The 18,763-nt window shown below is 72.5% G+C and carries 14 protein-coding genes; 7 read left to right on the forward strand and 7 right to left on the reverse strand.

Annotated elements, in window-relative coordinates; translation table 11 throughout:
• Positions 1-52: 52 nt before the first annotated feature.
• Positions 53-823: a hypothetical protein gene (locus tag ACGFIB_RS02485; protein ID WP_393367941.1), complete on the forward strand. Its 771-nt coding sequence runs from the start codon at positions 53-55 to the stop codon at positions 821-823.
• Positions 824-1,002: 179 nt separating this feature from the next.
• Positions 1,003-1,443 carry a YybH family protein gene (locus ACGFIB_RS02490; RefSeq protein WP_357239799.1) on the forward strand — a complete coding sequence of 147 codons (441 nt, stop codon included), beginning with the start codon at positions 1,003-1,005 and terminating at the stop codon, positions 1,441-1,443.
• A 38-nt stretch (positions 1,444-1,481) separates the two neighbouring features.
• On the opposite strand, the gene ACGFIB_RS02495 is transcribed toward ACGFIB_RS02490, so the two are convergent.
• Complete coding sequence (locus ACGFIB_RS02495; protein WP_357257838.1) at positions 1,482-2,900, reverse strand: hypothetical protein; 1,419 nt, start codon at positions 2,898-2,900, stop codon at positions 1,482-1,484.
• A 127-nt stretch (positions 2,901-3,027) separates the two neighbouring features.
• Between ACGFIB_RS02495 and ACGFIB_RS02500 the strand changes: the two genes are divergently transcribed.
• Entirely contained in the window at positions 3,028-3,840 is an 813-nt protein-coding gene (locus tag ACGFIB_RS02500; RefSeq protein ID WP_208762094.1) for an SAM-dependent methyltransferase, read from the forward strand.
• A 106-nt stretch (positions 3,841-3,946) separates the two neighbouring features.
• Here the strand turns inward: ACGFIB_RS02500 and ACGFIB_RS02505 are convergent, their stop codons facing one another.
• Complete coding sequence (locus ACGFIB_RS02505; RefSeq protein WP_357257836.1) at positions 3,947-6,955, reverse strand: bifunctional [glutamine synthetase] adenylyltransferase/[glutamine synthetase]-adenylyl-L-tyrosine phosphorylase; 3,009 nt, start codon at positions 6,953-6,955, stop codon at positions 3,947-3,949.
• 406 nt (positions 6,956-7,361) lie between these two features.
• Here ACGFIB_RS02505 and ACGFIB_RS02510 point away from each other — a divergent pair, with 406 nt between their 5' ends.
• Positions 7,362-8,219, forward strand: coding sequence for an alpha/beta hydrolase (locus ACGFIB_RS02510; protein WP_393367944.1), 858 nt, complete (start codon positions 7,362-7,364; stop codon positions 8,217-8,219).
• A gap of 15 nt (positions 8,220-8,234) precedes the next feature.
• Here ACGFIB_RS02510 and ACGFIB_RS02515 read toward each other — a convergent pair whose 3' ends face one another.
• The 3 genes from ACGFIB_RS02515 to ACGFIB_RS02525 all read right to left on the reverse strand — a co-directional run bounded on the left by ACGFIB_RS02515 (position 8,235) and on the right by ACGFIB_RS02525 (position 11,702).
• Positions 8,235-9,005 (reverse strand): hypothetical protein, encoded by a 771-nt coding sequence (locus tag ACGFIB_RS02515; RefSeq protein ID WP_393367946.1) that lies wholly within the window; start codon positions 9,003-9,005, stop codon positions 8,235-8,237.
• 161 nt (positions 9,006-9,166) lie between these two features.
• Entirely contained in the window at positions 9,167-10,528 is a 1,362-nt protein-coding gene (gene glnA / locus ACGFIB_RS02520; protein WP_357240436.1) for a type I glutamate--ammonia ligase, read from the reverse strand.
• A 211-nt stretch (positions 10,529-10,739) separates the two neighbouring features.
• Entirely contained in the window at positions 10,740-11,702 is a 963-nt protein-coding gene (locus tag ACGFIB_RS02525) for an ArsR/SmtB family transcription factor (protein WP_357257832.1), read from the reverse strand.
• Between the two features lie 72 nt (positions 11,703-11,774).
• Between ACGFIB_RS02525 and ACGFIB_RS02530 the strand changes: the two genes are divergently transcribed.
• From ACGFIB_RS02530 to ACGFIB_RS02540, 3 genes are all read left to right on the forward strand, one after another.
• The gene (locus ACGFIB_RS02530) at positions 11,775-12,980 is read left to right on the forward strand and encodes an MDR family MFS transporter (RefSeq protein ID WP_208762093.1); all 1,206 of its coding nucleotides are present in this window, start codon (positions 11,775-11,777) and stop codon (positions 12,978-12,980) included.
• 182 nt (positions 12,981-13,162) lie between these two features.
• The gene (locus ACGFIB_RS02535) at positions 13,163-14,641 is read left to right on the forward strand and encodes a BTAD domain-containing putative transcriptional regulator (protein WP_393367949.1); all 1,479 of its coding nucleotides are present in this window, start codon (positions 13,163-13,165) and stop codon (positions 14,639-14,641) included.
• Positions 14,642-14,673: 32 nt separating this feature from the next.
• Positions 14,674-16,422: an NAD+ synthase gene (locus tag ACGFIB_RS02540; protein ID WP_393367951.1), complete on the forward strand. Its 1,749-nt coding sequence runs from the start codon at positions 14,674-14,676 to the stop codon at positions 16,420-16,422.
• Here the strand turns inward: ACGFIB_RS02540 and ACGFIB_RS02545 are convergent.
• Both ACGFIB_RS02545 and ACGFIB_RS02550 read right to left on the reverse strand, forming a co-directional pair.
• Positions 16,419-17,201 carry an ABC transporter permease subunit gene (locus tag ACGFIB_RS02545; protein WP_142568385.1) on the reverse strand — a complete coding sequence of 261 codons (783 nt, stop codon included), beginning with the start codon at positions 17,199-17,201 and terminating at the stop codon, positions 16,419-16,421. The two genes, ACGFIB_RS02540 and ACGFIB_RS02545, sit on opposite strands and share 4 nt — an antisense overlap.
• Positions 17,198-18,748, reverse strand: coding sequence for a DUF1349 domain-containing protein (locus ACGFIB_RS02550; protein ID WP_393367954.1), 1,551 nt, complete (start codon positions 18,746-18,748; stop codon positions 17,198-17,200). Before ACGFIB_RS02550 ends, ACGFIB_RS02545 begins: the two co-directional genes overlap by 4 nt.
• Between the last annotated feature and the right edge of the window lie 15 nt (positions 18,749-18,763).

Below are 18,763 nucleotides of genomic sequence, written 5' to 3' on the forward strand. Positions count from 1 at the left end.
ATGTTCACAAAACGACTTCCTGTGGACTTTGGGTGGCCTACCCTCGTCGTCCGTGAAACTCGCCAAGATCGCGCTTGCCGGCACACTGGCGCTGGGGCTCGTCCCGGCCGCTCCCGGCACGGCCGCGGCCCGTCCGATCAAGAGCAGGACGCTCACCGACAACCGCCTGTACGGCGCGGGGGCGTTGCCGGTCACCGGCTGCCGGGAAAGGCCGGTGAAGAAGGCGGACGCGAGGTCCGCCAAGGGCTATCTGAACGAGGTGCTCAACTGCCTCACCCGCTCCTGGGGCGCCGAACTGCACCGGGCGGGTCTGAAGCAGTCCCGGGTGAAGCTCACGTACGCCACCGAAGTGCCGGCGAAGTACTGCGGCGCCAAGTGGCGCAAGGACGATTGGGACGGCTACTACTGCGACGCGTCGCACACCATCCTGATCGTGCTCTCGAAGGACCTTTTGGAGGATCCGGGGGATCTCTACCTGTTCAATCTGCTGGCGACGCAGTACGCCGAGCACGTGCAGAACGTCACGGGCATCTACCGGGCGGGCATGCACCTCGGCTACCGCAACAAGGCCGAGCTCGCCGAGCAGCTACGGCGATACAACCTGCAGGGCTACTGCTTCGCCGGGGCCTCCCTGCGAAGCGTCTGGAAGTCCTTCCGGCGTGACCGCGAAGACTGGGACGATCTGCTCTACTTCCTGCGCGGCTGGGCGGGCAAGTACGGCGGGAACAGGAAGTCGGTCACCTACTGGGCCAACGAGGGATTCAGGTCCGGCGACCCGGGGGCCTGCAACACGTGGGCCGCCCCGTCCTCGAAGGTGGCCTGACGTCGCCGCCGGCCGACGGACCGGGTGGCCCCGGCAACCCGGCGGCCGTCGCACGGTCACCCTTTGGTGAGGCGCCGGCAGCCGCCCACGGCAGCCGCGCGGCCTGACATTCCGGGGTGCTACTCGGTCGTACTGGTGAGAAGTCAAGATTTCCCACCGGGTGGAAGGAACGAGAAGCGATGCCGACGCGACGCGAGGAAGACGAAGCCACGATCAGGGAGCAGCTCGGCAGGATCGTCGAAGGGATCCGGGCCAAGGATCTCGAAGGCCTGAGGAGGGTCTACGCGACGGACGTCGTGTCCTTCGACGTCGAGCCGCCCCTGCAGCATGTGGGGATCGACGCGAAACTGAAGAACTGGGAGAACGCGTTCGCGTTCTTCCAGGATGTGAGCTACGAGGTCCGCGACCTGACACTCACCGTGGGCGACACGGTGGCGTTCGGCCACTGCTTCGGCCGGCTCAGCGGCACGCTGAGGAACGGGACCGCGACGAGCGGCATATGGGTCCGGGGCACTTTCTGTTTCAGGAAGACCGGCGGCGAGTGGCTGATCGCGCACGACCAGGCCTCTGTTCCGCTCGACATGTCCAGCGGAACAGGAGTGACCGACCTCGAACCCTGACGGGTCGCCGACGTCCGGGACGCCTCGGGCGCCGCCGGTCAGGAGGGGGTGGAGCCGGAGGTCCGGGCGCGCAGGCCGCTCAGGCGGCGCAGGATGTCCCACCAGAACGGCGCGCCGAACAGCAGGGCGATCAGCGTGATGAGGAACCCCGGCCAGTGGCCCGGCGACGTGAGGCGCTGCCACCAGTCCCCGCCGTGCCAGGCCCACGCCGGGCCCTCGGCCGCGTCCATCGTGACGCTCACCGGGGCGTGCGTGAAGATCTTCACGAACGCCGGGGTGCTCAGCACGTCGGTGACGCACACGTACGGGTCCTGGCCCGGCTCGCACTGCTCACGCAGCGGTTCCAGCGCCTGGGGGCCCGACTGCCCGAAGGCGGTCACCGCGCCGCGGTAGGCGTTGTCGCGCAGCAGGGTCTTGCCGTACTCCAGGGAGTCCATGCCGAACACCAGCGTCACGATGAGGCCGAGCCCGACGAGGACCCAGCGGACGTAGCGGCGGTAGAGCAGGCTGAGCCGCTCCATCTCGCCGTCGAACCAGTCCTCGACGCCGCGGCCGAACGCCTCCAGGTCGTGGCTCGCCCTGTCCCACACGGCCTTGAGGGGCTGGGAGAAGGGGCTCTTCAGCGCGTCGAGGTCCCGCATGAGAGCCTCCACGCCGCCGTGCTCGATGGCGATCTCCATCACGGCGACGGCGAAGCGCGCGGGCGGGATGTCGGCGATGCTCGTCCTTCCGCGCTTGGCGTGGTCGATCTCCTGCAGCCGTTCGTGGAGCAGTTCGGCCATCGACTTGCCCTGGTCCGGCGGCAGCACGCCGCCCGCCGCGCCGACCGCCGCCGGTTCCACCGTGAGGACGGCGATCTCCTCGGGATCGGCCTGTCCGGCGAGATGCGCGGGGTCGGCCGACGCGCCCGCCGGGGCCTCGGCCGAGGCCGTCGCCTGGCCGGCCGTCGCCTGCTCGGCTGCCACAGAACCGGCGGCCACTGGATCGGCTGCCCCAGAACCGGCGGCCACTGGATCGGCTGCCACCGACTCGGCGGCTACCGAGTCCGCGGCCACCGAGTCGGCGGCGGCGGCGAGCGGCGGGCTCTGCGCGGGCGGCGGCTGACGGCTGAACGCGGGCCGCGGGTCCCGGCCGAACGGCAGCCGCGCGAACACCCCCAGAACGCTCGCGGGCAGGCGTGACCGGCCCTCCTCCGGCGACGCCGCCTGTGTCAGCGGCGTCCGCGCCTTGCGGCCGAGCCTCTTGAGCGCGTCCAGGATCCGGTCGAGCCGGGAGGTCCCGTCCGCCGTCTCCGCGCCGTCGAGGGTGTCGCGCAGGTACGCCCACAGGAACTTGCTGCGGATTCCGAGCAGCTTGACGATGCCCTCGTTGATGCCGCTGACGAGAAGCGACAGCAGCAGGAAGGCGAGGATCAGCCCGATGGCCAGGTCTGCGTAATACGAGATCAAAGAGATCACCCGTACCGTTGATACAGCGTCGCCTCTGCGAGGGCAACGCTTTAGGCGACCCCGAATTTCGATCAGTCGACCGGACGTGGGGGGCGAATGGATAAGATCAGGAAAACCACGTCCTTTGGAGCACGTAATGGCCGACGAGACACCCGCTGCCCCGAAGCTCAACACCTTGGTGCCGCACCCCGCCCGGGTGTACGACTACTGGCTGGGCGGCAAGGACAACTTCGAGGCCGACCGCAGGGTCGCCGAAGCGGTCAAGATCGCCTCCCCCGGGGTCGTCCAGGGGGCCCGGGACAACCGGGCGTTCCTGGGCCGGGCCGTACAGTTCCTCGCGGAGCAGGGGATCACCCAGTTCCTCGACATCGGCACCGGCATTCCGACCCAGAGCAACACCCACGAGGTCGCCCAGGCCGTGAATCCGGCGGCCAGGGTCGTCTACGTCGACAACGACCCGATCGTGATGGTCCACGCCCGCGCGCTGCTGCGCGGCACGCCGGAGGGCAGGACCGCCTACATCGAGGCCGATCTGCGCGACCCGGACTCCATCCTCACGCATCCGGACACGCTGGCGACGCTCGACTTCACCCAGCCGATCGGCGTGGTGATCGTGGGCACGCTCATGTTCGTCAAGGACGAGGACGACCCGTTCGGCATCGTCAAGCGCTACACCGACGCGGTCGTGCCCGGCAGTTACCTCGCCGTCACCCACGTCACCGGCGACTTCGCCCGCGAGAGCCTGGAGGCCTTCGCCGAGGCGTACAACACCGGGCCCGTACCGCTCACCTTGCGCACCGGAGCGGAGATCAGCCGCTTCTTCGACGGCTTCGAGCTCGTGGAGCCGGGCCTAGTGGCGGTCGGCGAGTGGCGCTCGGACCCGGACGAGGCCCTCCTCCTGGGCGACCGCGTCCACGGCGGGTACGGGGCCGTGGGCAGGAAGCTCTGACCGTCCGCCCCCCACGACCCCCTCAGCAGCACGACCCCTCCGCACGGCCCGCCCCACACCGGCCCTTCACCGGCCCCGTACGGGGCCACCCGGCCCAGGGCCCTGGTCAGTCCTCGTAGAAGACGCGCTCCACCACGGTCCTGGCCCGCCGGGTGGCGCGCCGGTAGTCCTCGACGAAGTCCTCGGTGCCCTCGGGCGGATAACCGAGCGCCCGCGCGAGCAGCACCCGCTCCTTGACGGGAGTGGGGATGCTGTCGGCCGCCCGGCCGCGCACCAGCATGAGGGCGTCGCGGATGCGCGAGGCGAACAGCCACGCCTGTGCGAGCACCTCCTCGTCGGCCGGGTCGAGCAGGCCCTCCCCCGCCGCGGCGCGCAGCGCGTCCAGAGTGCGCGTCGTACGCAGCACGGGCACGGCTCCCGCGTGCCGCAACTGGATGAGCTGGGCCACCCACTCCACGTCGCTCAGCCCGCCCCTGCCGAGCTTGGTGTGCAGCGCCGGGTCGGCCCCGCGCGGCAGCCGCTCGGCCTCCATGCGCGCCTTGAGCTTGCGGATCTCGCGTACGGCGTCGGCGGAGATGCCCTCGGCCGGATAGCGCAGCGGCTCCACGAGCGCGACGAACTCGCGGCCGAGTTCGGCGTCGCCGGCGCAGAACCGGGCCCGCAGCAGTGCCTGGGCCTCCCAGTGCGAGGCCCAGCGGTCGTAGTAGGCCCGATAGGAGGCGATGGTGCGCACGAGCGGCCCCTGCCGCCCCTCCGGCCGCAGTCCCGCGTCGATCTGCAGCGGCGGGTCGGGGGCGGGAAGCGCGAGCAGCCTCCGCGTCTCCTCGGCCACCGCGTGGGCGGCGACGGCCGCGTCCCGCTCGACCGCTCCAGGCAGTGGCGCGTGCACGAACATGACATCGGCGTCGCTGGCGTAGGAGCTCTCCAGGCCACCCAGGCGGCCCATGGCGATCACGGCCATCCGCGTCGGGAACGGAGCCCGCCGCTCCAGGGTGACCTTGTTGATCGCCGTGTCCAGCGCCGCCTGGATCGTGACGTCGTTCAGCGACGAAAGTGCCTGGCCGACCTCCTCGATGTCGATCAGTCCGGACAGGTCGGCGCAGGCCGTACGGAACAGTTCCCTGCGGCGCAGCGCCCGGACGGCGGCGACGGCGGTCTCGGCGTCCTCCGCGTAGCGGCCCACCGCGGCGGCGGCCTCGGCGGCGAGCGTCGCGGCGGGCCGTACGGCCAGCTCGGCGGGCGAGCCCAGCATCGCGACGGCCTCGGGGGCGTGCAGCAGCAGCCCGGTGACGTACTTGCTGGTGCCGAGCAGGCGGGCAAGGCGGTCGGCCGCGGCGGTCTCGTCGCGCAGCAGGCGCAGGTACCACGGCGTGGTGCCGAGCTTGTCGCTCACCTGACGGAAGCCGAGCAGGCCGGCGTCGGGGTCGGGGGCGTCGGCGAACCAGCCGAGCATGACCGGCAGCAGCGTCCGCTGGATGGCCGCCCGGCGGGAGACACCGCTGGTCAGCGCGGCGATGTGACGCAGCGCGCCCTCGGGGTCGGCGTAGCCGAGCGCCTCCAGCCGCGCGGTGGCGGCGGCCGTGGACAAACGGGCCTCGGTCTCCGGCAGCCGGGCGACGGCCTGCAGCAGCGGGCGGTAGAACAGCTTCTCGTGGAGCCGCCGCACCTCCAGCGCGTGCCGCTTCCAGGTGGTGGTGAACTCCCCCACCGGGTCGGTCGTCATACCCAGCCCCCGGCCGAGCCGCCGCAGGTCGGCGGTGTCCGACGGCACCATGTGGGTGCGGCGCAGCCGGTGGAGCTGGAGCATGTGCTCGACCTGGCGCAGGAAGGTGTAGGCCTCGGCGAGCGCCTTGGCGTCGTCGCGCCCGACGTAGCCGCCCCTGGACAGGGCGGCGAGGGCCGACAGCGTGGCCCTGCGGCGCAGCAGCGGGTCGGAGCGGCCGTGCACGAGCTGGAGGAGCTGGACGGCGAACTCGATGTCCCGCAGCCCGCCCGGCCCGAGCTTGATCTGCCGGTCGGCCTCGCCCGCGGGCACGTGCGCCTCCACCCGGCGGCGCATGGCCTGCACGTCCTCCACGAAGTTGGGCCGGGCGGCGGCCTGCCAGACCAGCTCGTTGACCGCTGCGACGTACTCCTGGCCGAGCTCCAGGTCGCCCGCGACCGGGCGCGCCTTGAGCAGCGCCTGGAACTCCCACGTCTTGGCCCACCTGCGGAAGTAGGCCAGGTGGCTTTCCATGCTGCGCACGAGCGGGCCCATCTTGCCCTCCGGGCGCAGGTTGGCGTCCACCTCCCACAGCGCGCCCTCGGGGGTGCTCGCCGAGCAGGCCCGCATCATGCCCTGCGCGAGGCGCGTGGCGGTCTGCAGCGCCTTGGTCTCGTCCACGCCTTCCTTGGGCTCGGCCACGAAGACGACGTCGACGTCGGAGATGTAGTTCAGCTCGCGGGCCCCGCACTTGCCCATGCCGATGACGGCCAGCCGCACGTCGCCCGCGTCGGCCACCTCGGCCCTGGCGATGGCGAGGGCGGCCTCCAGCGCGGCCGAGGCGAGGTCGGCCAGCGCGGCGGCGCCCTCGGCGAGGGTGCACTCGCCGGTCACGTCGCGCGTGGCCAGGTGCAGCAGGCGGTTGCGGTAGGCGACGCGCAGCGCCTCCATCGCCGGTCCTGACGTGCCCGGCCCGGCGGCGACCCCCTCCGTCGCCGGCTCGGCCACGGGCTCGGCCGCGTCGGGGTCCGCCCCGACCGCGACCAGCATCTCCTCACGCAGGTCGCCCAGCGTGGGCCACCGCGGCGACCGTATCGACGGCAGGCACTCCGGGTGCCGTACGACGTGCTCGCCGAGCGCGGCGCTGAGCCCGAACACTCCGAGCACCCTGCGGCGCAGGTCCGGGTCGTCGCGGAACGCTCCGAGCACGCTCGCGTCCCGCTCCACCAGGCGGCTCAGCGTGGTGAGCGCCAGATCCGGGTCGGCGGCCCTGACGATGTCGTCGAGCAGTGCGAAGTCGCCGACCGCCTCGGGGCCGAGCTCGTCGAGCAGCCGTTCGGCCCGCGCACCGTCGGCGAATCCGAGCGCCGCCAGGCGCCCTGCCGTCGTCTGTATCCGAGGCGCGGCGTTCACCGTTCCTTCCTCCACTCCGACGTCGATCACGTCGGCCCCCCCGAGACGAACCTTCCCAGTAACCGTACACATGGGTCGGAAGCCTCCTCACAGAGATCGGCCCCCTGCCGCGGAGCCGACCTTGGATGTCACCGCCCGGCACCTGCCGGGCTCAGCGCACACGCTAACCCTCCGCGATGTGCGCGTCCTTAGCGGTTTCTCTGCGTAATCGGCCCATCACTGGTTTTCTCCGCGCGCCCCTCCACCCATGCCGGCCCGCGCAGGCCCGCGCCGGCTCCTGCCGGCGCCGGGCGAGCGGGGCCGCGAACGCCTCGGCCCCGCTCGGGCGGCGGTTCCCCGCCGCCGGGCCAGGAGAACATAACGGGACAGTCGAGACCCGAGAGGGCCGTACCGTACAGTCCGCACCATGAACATCGATGAGGTCGCCGTCCCCGGCGGACGGCTGCGGATCGCGCGGTTCGGCGGCGGTCCGCGCCTGATCATCGCGGCGCACGGCATCACCGCCTCCCTCATGGCGTGGCGGGCGGTGGCCGAGGCGCTGCCGCCCGGCTGGTCACTGATCGCCGCGGACCTGCGCGGGCGCAGCCACAGCGCCGACCTGCCCGGCCCGTACGGCCTGGACCGGCACGCCGAGGACCTGGAACGGGTCGCCGAGCACGTGGGCGCGGACGGCACCAGCGTGCTCACCGGGCACTCGATGGGCGCCTACGTCGCGGCGCTCCACGGCGCGCACCGGCGCTATGCCCGGGTGGTGCTCGTGGACGGCGGCCTGCCACTGCCGCTGCCGCCCGGCGCCGACCCCGACGAGGTGCTGGAGGCGACGCTCGGCCCGGCCGTCGCCCGGCTCTCCCGGACCTATCCGAGCGTGGACGCCTATCTCGACTTCTTCCGCGCTCATCCCGCGCTCGCCGACGACTGGTCGCCGCTCATCGAGGAGTACGTCCGCTACGACGCCACCGGGCCGGCCGGCGCCGTCCGCTCACGCGCCCGCGAGGACGCCGTACGGCAGGACGGCCGCTGGCTGCTCACCGAGCACGAGGCGATCGGGGCGGCGCTGAAGGCCGTCGAACCGGCGCCGCTCCTGCTCCGCGCGCCGCGAGGGCTGCTGAACCAGGACGTCGGAATGCTCCCGGACGACCTCACCGCGCGGTGGGCGGCGGAACTGCCCAGCCTGCGCGACGAGGTCGTGCCGGACTGCAACCACTACACGATTCTGTTCGCTCCCCGCTGCGCCGCGGTCGTGGCCGCCCGCCTCACCGGATAACCCCGGCAGGGCGGGTCACCCGCGGGGCAGGATCCAGGTCGCCTTGGCCGCGGCGACGAGCGCGCCGTCCACCTCGTAGACCGCGCTCGTGCCGAACAGCTTGCGGCCGTCGCGGCCTTCTGCTCGGGCCACGACCGAGTATCGGCCCATCGGATAGACCCGGCGGAACACCTGCCCGGTCAGCCGCCCGAGCAGCGGGGGCTGGATGGGCCGCCGGTCCGGGAAGCTGCGGTAGTGCGCCCATCCGGTGGCACAGTCCAGCGCCGCCCAGATGATCGAGTCGGGGACCACGCCGTGCTCGTCGGTCACGTTGAACGGCACCCGCCAGCCGGCGGCCACGAGCTCGGCGCCGTCCACCGTGTTGTCCACCGGATTGTCCACCGGGCCGGGGAAGATGCGCAGTCCGTCGCCCGGCTCGCGCAGCCCGCAGGCGAAGCAGCCCGCGATCGCGTGGCCGTGCCTGCCGGGGAAACCGGCCTCCGCGCGGGCCGCGTCGGTGAACCGCACGAACGGCGGCGGCGTCAGCGTCTCGGCGACGGGAATCGCCTCGACGAGGTGGTCGTCGCCCTGGCTGAGGACGACGGCGTTGCCGACGTGCTCGACCGGCAGCTCGCTCTCCAGCGGGACCGGTCTGCGAAGGGTGACCTCCACCGGCGAGTCGTGACCGCCCCCCGTCAGCGTTCCCGCGAGGGTCCCCGCGATCCAGCCGCCGTTGGCGGTGCCCTCGGGCCCCCGGAAACGCTTCGGTACCGTCAGAACGGTCTGCAGCCCCGCAGCCGCCGTCATATAGCCCACGCCCTCCCTGAGTCACGTCTTGATACGGCTCACCCGCAAAAGTCGTAACAAGTGAACCGATTTTACTGTTCCGGCGTACGGATCAGATAAACAGACGGGAGTGTCAGAAGAATTTGCAGGCTGTTAAGCCGCGGTGACGGAGCGGGCGTCGGTCAGAGCACGGGCAGGTAGCGGCCGAGCTCGTACTCGGTCACCTGGCGGCGGTAGTCCTGCCACTCCGCGCGCTTGTTGCGCAGGAAGTAGTCGAAGACGTGCTCGCCCAGCGTCTCGGCGACCAGCTCGCTGTGCTCCATCGCCGCGATCGCCTCGTCCAGCGACTGGGGCAGCGGCTGGATGCCGAGCGCCCGCCGCTCCGAGCTGGTCAGCGCCCACACGTCGTCCTCGGCTCCCGGCGGCATCTCGTACCCCTCCTCGATGCCCTTCAGCCCGGCGGCCAGGATGACGGCGAAGGCGAGGTAGGGGTTGCAGGAGGAGTCGACCGACCGGAACTCGATGCGGGTCGAGCCGCCCTTGTGCGGCTTGTACATGGGCACGCGCACGAGCGCGGAGCGGTTGTTGTGCCCCCAGGAGATGTACGCGGGGGCCTCGCCGCCGGCCCCGGCGATCGCCTCGGCGCCGCCCCAGAGCCGCTTGTAGGAGTTGACCCACTGGTTGCAGACGGCGGTGATCTCCGCCGCGTGCCGGAGCAGGCCGCCGATGAACGATCGGCCGATCTTGGAGAGCTGGTAGTCGGCGCCGGGCTCGTAGAAGGCGTTGCGGTCGCCCTCGAACAGCGACATGTGCGTGTGCATGCCGGACCCGGGATAGTCCGTGAACGGCTTGGGCATGAACGAGGCCCACACGCCCTGCTCCAGCGCCACCTCCTTCATGACCAGCCGGAACGTCATGATGTTGTCGGCCGTGGTCAGCGCGTCGGCGTAGCGGAGGTCGATCTCCTGCTGGCCCGGCGCGCCCTCGTGGTGGCTGAACTCCACCGAGATGCCCATCGACTCCAGCATCATGATCGCGTTGCGGCGGAAGTCGTGGCCCGCGCTGTGCGGAGTGTGGTCGAAGTAGCCGCCCTCGTCGATGGGCTGGGGCCTGTCGCCCTTCTCCGGCCGGTTGCGCAGCAGGAAGAACTCCACCTCGGGGTGGGTGTAGAACGTGAAGCCCATGTCGGCCGCCTTGGCCAGCGTCCGCTTGAGCACGAAGCGCGGGTCGGCGTGCGACGGCGAGCCGTCCGGCATCAGGATGTCGCAGAACATGCGGGCAGCGCCCGGCGACTCGCTGCGCCACGGCAGGATCTGGAACGTCGACGGGTCGGGCTTGGCCAGCATGTCCGACTCGTAGACCCGCGAGAAGCCCTCGATCGCCGAGCCGTCGAAGCCGATGCCCTCGGCGAAGGCGCCCTCAAGCTCGGCGGGCGCGATCGCCACCGACTTCAGGAACCCGAGCACGTCGGTGAACCACAGCCGGATGAACCGGATGTCTCGCTCTTCGAGCGTGCGGAGGACGAATTCCTGCTGGCGGTCCAAGGCGTACCTCACGGAGTTACAGGTCTGGTCGCGTACCAGTCTGCCTCCTGAGTGTTTCACAGGGGTTACAAGGGAGTGTGAGCCGGCTGTCCTGGAGATCACCACGGACCCGGGACCGCGACGGCGCCCGGAGAAACGGGTGGAGACACGCGCGGGTCACGGGCGGACAGACGGGCGGGCAGACGGGCGGAGACCACCCGGCCCGGCCTGATCAGCTGACGGCGGCGAGCGACTCGCCGACGGGTGTCCGCCGGTAGAGCACCTCGCGGCCGAGCCGCCGCCGCGCCACCAGGCCCGCGTCGGACAGCACGGCGAGGTGCTGGCTGACCGCGCCCGGCGTGAGGCCGAGCCGCCGGGCGAGCGCGGTGGTCGATCCGGGCTCGGCCAGAGCGGTGAGCACCTGCGCCCGGGTGCGGCCGATGAGGGCGGCCAGCGCCTCGGGCGTGCAGGGCGCGCCGTCCGACCACAGCGTCCCCACGCCCCGCGCCGGGTAGCACAGCATCGGCCGGTACGGCTCGTACATCACCCAGACGTCCGGCCAGGAGAAGGCGCTCGGCACGAGGACGAGGCCGTCCCCGCCGAGGTCGCCGTCATAGTCGCAGCTCTTGGCCGCGACGAGCCGGTCGCCGTACCAGGCGACCCCCGGGTGCAGGTCGGCGAACAGCTCGCGCACTCCCCCGGCCGCCAGCGTGCGGGCCCGCCACATGACGTCGGCCTCCAGCAGCGCGCGGATCCCCGGCCAGAACTCCTCGAACGCGACCGCCCAGTACGCCCGCAGCTGGTCGGCCACCCTCCGCACGCCCTCCGCCGGGTCGTCGGCGAACCGCCGCAGCGCCGCGGTGTCGGGCGTCTGCACCCACACGATCTCCTCGTACGCCGTGGCGGGCGGCGTGGCCCGCACCCGCTCCAGCTCGGCGGCGAAGTCCGGCAGCGGGGTGCCGGGCGGCGGGGTGAGGAAGTCGGGGATGTAGCCGTTCACCGGGACCAGCGCGAACAGATCCCGCAGATCCGCCTCGCGCAGGCGCGGCCGTACGGCCCGCAGCCACGGCAGGTGCAGCGAGTGGCGGCCCGGGGCGCGCAGCACCCGGAGGCTGGCCACCAGCTCCCACATGGGGGAGAACGCGAAGCGCAGCCGCGCGACGTCGTCCGGCGTGAACCGCCACTCCACCGCCACGGCCGCCCCCCATGTTTCAGCCAGGGCTAAAAGATTGGCACGGGGCGTCCTCGTTGTCCAAGGCTGGACGCCGTGACCACTGTGATCAGCAGGACCGGCTTCATCCAGTCGAAGGTCGGCGGCCTGCCCCGTCCGTTCTGGGTGCTGTTCGGCGGATCGTTCGTCAACCGGCTCGGCACGATGGTGGAGCCGTTCATCGGTATCTATCTCACGCAGGCACGCGGCGTCTCCCTCGCCACCACCGGACTGGTCATGACGATGTTCGGCGTGGGATCGCTGCTGTCGCAGCCGGTCGCCGGATGGCTGGCCGACCGCCTCGGGCGCCGGGTCACGCTCACCGGCGGCATGGTCGCCACGGCCGTCACCATGATCGCGCTCGGCTACACGACCAGCGTGGCGGGGCTCGTCGTGGGCATGCTCGTGCTGGGCATCGTGGTGGACGCCTACCGGCCGGCGTCGCAAGCGATCGTCGCCGACCTGGTGCCTCCGGAGGACCGCCCCCGGGCGTTCGGGCTGCTGTTCTGGGCCATCAACCTCGGCTTCTCCGTCGCGATGGTGGCCGGCGGCTGGCTCGCCCGCTCGGGCTTCACCGTGCTGTTCTGGGTGGACGCCGTCACCTGCCTGGTCTTCGGCCTCCTCGTGTGGCGGGCGATCCCGGAGACCCGCCCGGCCCGCGAGGACGCGCAGCCCGGCCGCTTCGCCGACGTGCTGCGCGACCGCCTCATGCTGGCCTTCGTGCTGGGCAACCTGGCCTACTCGCTGGTCTACCTGCAGGCGTACACCACGCTGCCGCTCGCCATGACCGGCCAGGGGCTGCCCACGAGCGCGTACGGCATCGCGATGGCGGTCAACGGCCTGCTGATCGTGGTCGTCCAGCCGCTCACGAACGCGTGGCTGGCCAGGTTCGACCCGTCCAGGGTGCTCGCGTCCGGGTTCGCGCTCGTGGGGCTCGGGTTCGCGCTGACCTCGCTGGTCTCGTCCGCGGCCGGGCACGCCGCGACCGTGGCCGTCTGGACGCTCGGCGAGGTGCTCACCGCCGGGATCCCGGGGGCGATCGTCGCCGCGCTCGCACCGCCCCACCTGCGGGGACGCTACTCGGGCCTGTACGGCCTGTCCTGGTCGGCCGGATCCCTGCTCGCACCCCTGGTGGGCACCCGGCTGCTGGCCGCCGCCCCCGGGCTGATGTGGCCCCTGCTCGGCGGCCTCGGCCTGCTCGCGGCCGCGGGCCAGCTCCTCATCGGCCGCGCCGTCCGCCGCCGCTCCGCACTGGCGACGTAGGTCCGCGTTCCCCCGCCAGGGGAGAGCGGGACGTGATCCACTTCAGGATCCCTCTACGGCAGGGTGGGCGAGCCGGCGCTGCTCGCCGGGAACGCGGCGGTTCGCGCCCGCCCCGCCTCGTGATCCAACCGAAAGGCGCTCGGCACGTCCGGGAAGGACACTGCCTCTACGCTTACCGTGCGATGGTGACTTTTCGTGCTCTTGGGCCGTTCGGGGCGATTTCCAACGGGGAGACGCTCGACCTGGGCGGCCAGCGGCAACAGGCCGTGCTCGCCCGGTTGCTCGTGGCCGGAGGGCGCGCCGTACCGGTGAGCGTGCTGATCGACGAGCTGTGGCCCGGCGAGCCGCCGGCCCAGGCGTTGTCCACGATCCAGGGGTACGTCTCCCGGCTGCGCCGGGCGCTCGAACCGGACCGCGCGCCGCGCGAGGAGGCCGGCGTCCTGGTGTCGGCGCCGCCCGGCTACGCCCTGCGGGCGGCCGTCGAGGACGTGGACTCCTGGCACTTCGAGCACCTGGTCAAGAGCGACCACGAGGGCCCGGCCGTGGCGCTGGAGCGGATGGAGACGGCCCTCGCCCTGTGGCGCGGGCCCGCACTCGCCGGCTTCCAGGAGCTGGCCTGGGCGCAGACCGAGGCCACACGGCTGGACGGGCTTCGCCTGCTCGCCGTGGAGCACCGCGCGGACGCCGCGCTGCGGCTGGGCCGTACCGGTCCGGTGATCCCCGACCTGGAGGCGCACGCGTCGGCGCACCCGCTGCGGGAGGAGGCCTGGCGGCTGCTGGCGCTCGCGCTCTACCGCGCCGGGCGGCAGGGTGACGCGCTCGGCGCGCTGCGCCGGGCCCGCGAGACGCTGCGCGACGAACTCGGGCTCGACCTCGGCCCCGCCCTGCAGCGGCTGGAGCAGGACATCCTCGTGCAGTCCGAGCATCTGGACGTCCCCGATCCCGCCGCCCCCGATCGTGCCGCCGGCGGGCCGTCCGGGCCGGGAGGGGCGGTCCTGCGCGTGCTGATCGCCGACGACCAGGCACTGGTGCGCACCGGTCTCAAGGTCATCCTCGACAGCGAGCCGGGGCTCGAACTCGTCGGCGAGGCGGAGAACGGCGAGCAGGCGATCGCGCTCGTCCAGTCGGCGCGGCCCGACGTGGTGCTCATGGACATCCAGATGCCGCGACTGGACGGCCTGGCGGCGGCCCGGCGGATCCTCGCCGGGGAGGCGCCACCGAGGGTGATCATGATGACCACCTTCGGCACCGACGAGAACCTCTACGCCGCGCTGCGGGCCGGAGTGAGCGGCTTCGTGCTGAAGACCTCCGCACCCGAGCAGCTCATCGCGGCGATCCGCGCGGCCGTCGCGGGCGACGCGCTGCTCGACCCCGCGGTCACCACACACCTGATCGCGGCCTTCGCCGGGCGGCGCGACCCGGCGGCGCCGGAAGGCCTGTCCGACTCCGACATCGACCTGATCAAGCTCGTCGCCCGGGGTTGCACCAACCGGCAGATCGCGATGACGCTCGCCGTGCCGGAGCAGGAGGTCGCCGACGAGGTCACGGCGCTGCTGCGCGGCCTCGGCCTGGTCGACCGCGCCCAGCTCGTGGTCCTGGCGTACGAAAGAGGGCTGGTCAGCCCCGGGTCGCCCGACACCCGACCCTTATCGTCGCTTTGACGACAACGAATCGGACACTTTAGGGTGGGACCGTGGCTCAACTGCGTATCGCTCTCGCCCAGACCAATCCGGTCGTCGGTGACATCGCCGGCAACGCCGACATGCTCGTCGAGTGGACCCGCAGGGCCGCCGAGCGCGGCGCGCACCTCGTGGTGTTCCCCGAGATGTTCCTGACCGGCTACCCCGCCGAAGACCTGGTGCTCCGGTCGTCGTTCGCGGAGGCGTCGGTCACGGCGCTGTCGAAGGCGGCCACGCGGCTCGCCGACGAGGGCCTCGGCGACCTCCCCGTCGTGGTGGGCTACCTCGACCGGGCCGACCTCGCCCCGCGCGTGGGACAGCCCAAGGGCGCCCCGCTCGACGCGGTCGCGCTGCTCCACGAGGGCCAGGTGGTGACGAAATCGGCCAAGCACCACCTGCCGAACTACGGGGTGTTCGACGAATACCGCTACTTCGTGCGCGGCGACCGCCTGCCGATCTTCCGCCTGCACGGCGTGGACGTCGCCGTGGCCGTGTGCGAGGACCTGTGGCAGGACGGCGGTCCCGTCTCGGTGGTCGCCGAGGCCGGCGCCGGCCTGCTCGTCGTCCCCAACGGCTCGCCGTACGAGACGAACAAGGACGACGTGCGGCTGGAGCTGTGCGCGCGGCGGGCCCGCGAGGCGGGCTGCGCGCTCGCGTACGTGAACATGGTCGGCGGGCAGGACGAGCTGGTCTTCGACGGCGACTCGCTCATCGTGGACGCCTCCGGGGAACTGGTCGCCCGCGCGCCGCAGTTCGAGGAGGACCTGTTCGTCACCGACCTGGAGCTTCCGGAGGGCACGGGCGAGCTCGGCGAGTTTCGTCACGACGCGCACGACGGCACGGTCATCACGGTCGAGCGGGTGCTGCTGTCGGCCGCGCCGGTCGAGCCGTACGAGCCGGAGGCGCCGGTCGTCGCCGAGCGGCTGGACGACCTGGCCGAGATCTACCACGCGCTCGTGCTCGGCGTGCGCGACTACGTGCGCAAGAACGGCTTCCGCTCGGTCATCCTCGGCCTGTCCGGCGGCATCGACTCCGCCCTCGTCGCCACGATCGCCGCCGACGCCGTCGGGCCCGAGCGGGTCCACGTGGTGCTGATGCCCTCGCGTTACTCCTCGGACCACTCGATCACAGACGCGGAGGATCTGGTGCGCCGCCAGGGGGTCAACTCGCAGATGGTGCCGATCGCCGACATCGTCGCGGGGTTCGAGAAGGAGATCGAGCTGCACGGCCTGGCGGCCGAGAACCTGCAGGCCCGCGTGCGCGGCATGCTGCTGATGAGCCTGTCGAACGAGCACGGCCACCTGGTGCTGACCACCGGCAACAAGAGCGAGCTGGCCACCGGCTACTCCACCCTGTACGGCGACTCGGCGGGCGGGTTCGCCCCGATCAAGGACGTGCTCAAGAGCGTGGTCTGGAAGCTCGCGGAGTGGCGCAACGCCCAGCCGGGACAGCCCCCGATCCCGGAGAACTCGATCACCAAGGAGCCGAGCGCGGAGTTGCGGCCCGACCAGCGCGACACCGACTCGCTCCCGCCGTACGAGGTGCTCGACCGGCTGCTGCGCGACTACGTGGAGGGGGACATGGGCCGCGACGAGCTGGTCGCGGCCGGTCACGATCCCGAGCTGGTCACGAAGATCATCCGCCTGGTGGACCTGGCTGAGTACAAGCGCCGTCAGTACCCGCCGGGCCCGAAGATCACGCCCAAGAACTTCGGCCGCGACCGCCGCCTGCCCATCACCACCCGGTGGCGCGAGCGCCTCTAGGCCCGCACGTCGCGCGTGCGGACCAGCAGCCAGGCGCCGAGCAACGCCGCGGCGGCCCAGGCGGCCGCCACGCCGAGGCCCTCCCACGGGCCGAGCGGAAGGTCGTCCAGGTGCGTGGTCGTCTGGACCGCGAGCCCGGCGTTCGCCGGCGTGGCCTGCCAGAGCAGCCGCCGCCAGCCCGGGTCGGCGACCATGCGCGGGATGAGCGGCAGCACGTACAGCACGCCGCACACCACGCCGGCCGCGGTGGCGGAGTCCCGCACGGCGGTGGCGGCGCCGAGGCTGAACAGGGCGATCAGCGCGAGGTAGAGCACCGTGCCGGCCGCCGCGCCCAGCGTCGGGCCGTCCGCCAGGGACGGCGGCGGGTGGCCGCCGGCGGCCGTGAACCCGTTGCCCGGCAGGATGAGCCGCGCCGCCAGCACGGACGCGAGCACCGCGACCGTCCCGGCGGCCAGCGTCAGGCCGGTGAGGACGGCGGCCTTCGCGGCCAGAACCCGGCCCCGGCGCGGCATCGCCGCGAACGTCGTCGCGATCATGCCGGTGCCGTACTCGCCGGTGACCGCGAACACGGCCAGGACGGCCACGGCCGCCTGGCCCGCCTGGATCCCGGCGAGGCCGAGCCGGGGGACGTCCTGGTCGCAGCCCCCCGCCGTACAGGAGACGGTCGCGGCCACGGCGGCGCTCGCGGCGGCGCTGAGCACGACGACGGCCGACAGTAGCCACGCCGTGCCCGGTGCGGTGCGCGCCTTGGTCCACTCCGCGCGAAGCTCGCGTCTCACGCGTCCCCCTTGCGGGTGCGTACGGCGGCCAGTACGGCGGCGAGCGCGGCATAGCCGCAGAGCACGGCGAGCCCGGCGAGGGGCGGCAGCGGATAGTAGCCGCCCTGGGGGCTGTAGTAGCCGAGCACCTGGGCGTACTCCGGAACGCTCTGCTGCACCGCGAACCCGGCCGCCGGGGTGAGCCGCAGCAGCCACCGCGCCACGCTCAGGGGCAGAACGGATGCGGTCGCGAGAATGTGCGGCACCACGACCAGCCCGGCCACCACGGTGACCGCTACCGCGCCGCGGCGCACCAGTGCGCCGCAGGCGAGGGCGAGGACCGCGACGGCGGCCGTCAGTGCCGCGACACCGGCCACGACCCGCAGCTCGGTGAACGTGCTCACCGGGAGGACGGCGTTGCCGTTCGCCCGCAGGACGCGTGCGCCGAGGGGAACGGTGAGGGCGGCGGCGGTCAGGCCGGCGGCGAAGGCCACCGCGCCGACGACCACTGCCTTGGCCGCGAAGGCCCGGCCCCGCCGTGGTGCCGCCAGCGCAGTGGTGCGGAACAGGCCCCGCCGGTGTTCCGCGCTGACGAACAGCACCGCCACGACGATCACCGCGACCAGCCCGGCGACCAGGCCGGTGAGCGTGCTCTCGACCCGCACGCCGTCTACGCTCGGCGCGACGTCGCCTACCCCGGTGATCGCGAACGCTCCGCCGGACTCGGTGAACCGGCCCGGGTGGTGGGGCGTCCTGCCGTCGGCCTCGTACGCCACGCCGACGTCGTCATGGCTCCACGTGCCGCCCGCCCGGCCCTCCACCCGGACCTGGTCGAGGACGGCGGTCGCCTCGGTGAACCGGACCTGGACGGAGGCGCCGCCCAGATCCCCTCTGCTCACCGTCAGGTCGCCCGGGGATGCCACGAACATGCCGGCCTCCACCGTGGCCGGCAGATGGGCCGGACGGGCCGTGCCGACCACGGTCCACCGCCTGCCGTCCACCGACTCGTAGCCGGTCAAGGTGCCGCCCGACCGGGTCAGCCGCAGCCAGCGCGGCGACCCCGGCGAGACGCCGCCTGACCCGCCCGCGACGTCCTCGGTGAAGTCGTGCTGCATCCGCACCCCGTGCCGGGCGGTGACCATCACCGCGGCGTACGACGCGCCCTCCCGGACGCCGTCCTTGACCATGATCCCGGCCTTCGCCCACGGCACGACTCCGGCCACGACGTTGCGCACCCCCAGGGTGGCGTCGGGAAGCCGGATCTGCCCGGTCATGGAGTCCACCCGCACGGTGATCGAGCCGTCGCCGTCCAACCGGCGGTGGACAAAGAAGAAGCGGTCGCTCACGGCCTCACCGCCCGGCCCGGTCGTGAGCGTGCAGGCGGTCTCGACGCCGCCCAAGCCGCAGGAGGCGTGGCTGCCCGCCGCGGACAGCAGCCCCAACGCCACGACGAGCACCACGGCGAGGGTCATACCGGCCACCCAGCCGCGTACGGTCCTGAACTTGGTCCATTCAGCACGGACCAGGTGCGGAAAGCCGTCGCGCCCGCCCGTCGTGGGGTCTGTCATGACCGTCGAGGGGTC

The sequence above is a fragment of the Microbispora bryophytorum genome (assembly GCF_043197435.1).
GTDB classification, from domain to species: domain Bacteria; phylum Actinomycetota; class Actinomycetes; order Streptosporangiales; family Streptosporangiaceae; genus Microbispora; species Microbispora bryophytorum.